Annotated in this window: 2 protein-coding genes; both read left to right on the top strand. The window is 61.7% G+C overall.

The genetic code is table 11. The features are described from left to right. Positions 1 to 174 precede the first annotated feature (174 nt). Positions 175 to 1,059: a site-specific integrase gene (locus tag WCO56_29515; protein ID MEI7733740.1), complete on the top strand. Its 885-nt coding sequence runs from the start codon at positions 175 to 177 to the stop codon at positions 1,057 to 1,059. Further along, complete coding sequence (locus WCO56_29520; GenBank protein ID MEI7733741.1) at positions 1,060 to 2,235, top strand: IS91 family transposase; 1,176 nt, start codon at positions 1,060 to 1,062, stop codon at positions 2,233 to 2,235. The last annotated feature ends 366 nt before the right edge of the window (positions 2,236 to 2,601 follow it).

Consider the following 2,601-nt stretch of genomic DNA (forward strand, 5'->3'; position numbering starts at 1 on the left):
TCCGTCTTCGCCCGGGCTCTGAACTGCGGAAAACGGGGATGAGAACCTATGCATTGAACTAAACCGCTGCGGGTAGTCGTCTTCGCTAGCGACATTCGATCAGGGGAACTCCGCTGGGAAATACTGTAGAAGGCTCGTTCCCGCGAGCCAGACTACAACCTAAGGAGTTCCCCTATGACCGCTCTACACCAGCGGATGATCGAAGACATGCAGTTGCGGGGCCTCGCGGCCACTACACAACGCAGCTATCTCCATTATGTGACCTGTTTCTCCGAGTTCTATGGCCTCGGCCCGGAGCATCTGGACCTGGAAGCCATCCGCCAGTATGCGCTGAGCCTGCTGAACGAGGCACATCTGTCGCCGGAAAGCGTCAACTGCTTTCTGGCGGCGGTCAGGTTCCTCTACCTAGTGACACTGGAGATGCCTTGGCGCGAAGAGGACTTCCCCTCGCGCCAACCCGTACCGGCCAAGGTGCCGACGGTACTGAGTCCGCAGGAAGTGCAGCAGTTTTTCGACGCCATTGCCGGCGTGAAGTATCGCACTATCGTGACGCTTTGTTATGGAGCGGGCTTGCGGATTTCCGAAGCGGTGGCACTCAAAATCGCCGGGATCGACTCGGCTCGTATGGTCCTGCACATCGAAAACGGCAAGGGGAACCGGCCGCGATTGGCCGCCCTCTCGCCCCGCCTGCTGGCGATCCTGCGCGCTTACTATCGCGCGATGCGGCCGCAAGGTCCATGGATGTTCCCGTCGTGGCGGTCCGACTCTCACATCACCCAGGGCTCGGTGCAGCGCGCCTGCCGGGATGCTGTAGAGCAATCGGGTCTGACTAAGCGGGTGAGCCCGCATTCGCTCCGCCACAGCTTCGCCACTCATCTGCTGGAAAATGGCGAAGACATCCGCGTCATCCAAGCCCTGCTCGGTCATCAGCGTATCGAGACCACGGCCGCGTACGCGGCCGTCACGCCGGCCCGCTTGGCCAGGGTCGTTTCGCCTCTCGATCGGCTGAACGCGTCGCCAGCGAAGAAGCCAGGGCGTCCAGCCAAGCGGGCACAGTAGATGAGCCGGCCAGTCCTGGAACTGGCCGACATTTTTCGACAGCACGGCGAGGCATACCGGCAGAGTCACCCGATGGCGCGGCACCAACTCCGATTGATGCGCGCCATCGAGATCTGCCGCACCGCCGCGCTGGGTGGTCATGTCGATGAATGCGGCCAATGCGGCAAGCGCCGCATCAGCTACAACTCCTGCCGCAACCGCCACTGCCCCAAGTGCGGCTCGCTGGCGCGCGCCCGCTGGCTTCACCGGCGGCGCGGCGAATTGTTGCCCGTCAACTACTTCCATGTCGTGTTCACCTTGCCCCACCTGATCGCCGATCTGGCCCTCCAAAACAAGAAGGCGCTCTACGATCTGCTGTTCCAAGTCAGCGCGGAGACGCTGTTGACCATCGCGCGCGACCCTCGCCATCTGGGCGCCGAGCTCGGCTTCTTTGGAATTCTCCATACCTGGGGACAGAACCTGCTCCACCATCCGCACATCCACTACGTGATTCCAGGCGGCGGCATTGGGCCCGATCATGACCGCTGGGTGGCATGCCAGCCTGGGTTCTTCCTGCCCGTTCGTGTGCTGTCGGCCCACTTTCGCAAACATTTCCTCAAAGCTCTGGAAAGGATCTTCCGCCGGGGCCAACTCCAGTTCACCGGAACCCTGGCGCACCTTTCTGACCCCGAGGCCTTCGCCCAGTATCTGGCGCCGTTGCATCACACCGATTGGGTGGTCCACGCCAAGCCTCCGTTTGGCGGTCCGCCCCAAGTGCTGGAGTATCTGGGCCGGTACACCCATCGCGTAGCAATCTCCAATCATCGGCTGGTTTGTTTACAGGATGGCCAGGTGACGTTCCTCTGGAAGGACTATCGCCATGAGCAACGGACCCGCCTGATGACCTTGGAGGCCGATGAGTTCATCCGCCGTTTCCTGCTGCACGCTCTCCCCGACGGTTTTCAGCGCATTCGCTTTGCCGGCTTCTTTGCCAATCGTCATCGCCGGTCCAAGCTCGCATTGATTCGTCAGCTTCTGGCTGATCCGGTGACCGAACTGCTGCCCTTGCCGAAGGACTGCGCCGAGTTATTGGCCTTCCTCACTGGCCAGCCCAAAGACCAATGTCCTCACTGTCACATTGGCCGGCTACTGCGGGTGGAGATCCTGCCGCCCCGGCGCTGGCCCGATACTTCCTGATGCCCACTTTGATGAGTTCCGCCGCTGTGATCTGCTCTTTGCCCAGCTCGACCGACCGGTCGCGAGCTTGCCACAGGTGCGCCTTGCCGCCGGCCACGTGCCGATCCTGGCGCTCCAAACAGCCTGCATCGCTTGTCCATTCGGCATCGAATCCCCCGTCCGCCACTCCACTGCCTCCTCGCACCGCCCAGTTCACGGGACTAGCCAGCTTTTCCACCGCCTCTCGGACCAATTCAACACCCATACCCCACTACCGGCCTTAATCCTGCGGTTCAGTTCAACGCTGGTTCTCACCCCGTTTCCGGTCGGGGTCCGTCTTCGCCCGGGCTCTGAACTGCGGAAAACGGGGATGAGAACCTATGCATT

The organism is Verrucomicrobiota bacterium (genome assembly GCA_037139415.1).
Lineage (GTDB): Bacteria > Verrucomicrobiota > Verrucomicrobiia > Limisphaerales > Fontisphaeraceae > JBAXGN01.

Bases quoted from the DNA above. Each gene is read 5' to 3' on its own strand.
- WCO56_29515 (MEI7733740.1), top strand. From the start codon at position 175: ATGACCGCTCTACACCAGCGGATGATCGAAGACATGCAGTTGCGGGGC.
- WCO56_29520 (MEI7733741.1), top strand. From the start codon at position 1,060: ATGAGCCGGCCAGTCCTGGAACTGGCCGACATTTTTCGACAGCACGGC.